Annotated in this window: 1 protein-coding gene; it reads right to left on the bottom strand. The window is 32.6% G+C overall.

Features of this window, described 5'->3' with window-relative positions; all coding sequences use genetic code 11:
* Window positions 1-145: FxsA family protein (locus AAEY88_RS13590; protein ID WP_350563241.1), on the bottom strand; the 145-nt coding region annotated here is incomplete at its 3' end.
* Window positions 146-273: the final 128 nt, after the last annotated feature.

Genomic DNA, 273 nt, shown 5'->3' with positions numbered 1-273 from the left:
GTTTTACCATTTTTGCGCCTAAAATCGCGGTAATAATTACTAGCGCAATTGTCGAAAAACCACCTATTACCTCGCTTACTTGTATAAGTAAGGCGATTTCAATAATAGGAATAATGATAAACAACACAAATAAAAATCTAAACATAAAGCTCTCTAAATAATGAAACTCAAAAGAGTTGATGAAATATAAGTGAGGGTGGAGCGGTCTAATTTCAAGGATACAGTAAGCGCTATTACTATTTTTTTGCAGTTATAGCACCTACACATTACATA

This window comes from Psychrobacter sp. CAL346-MNA-CIBAN-0220 (genome assembly GCF_040309805.1).
Classification (GTDB): Bacteria; Pseudomonadota; Gammaproteobacteria; order Pseudomonadales; family Moraxellaceae; genus Psychrobacter.
Note: the sequence above shows the minus strand (reverse complement) of the source record. Positions and strands in the feature narration are given on the sequence as shown.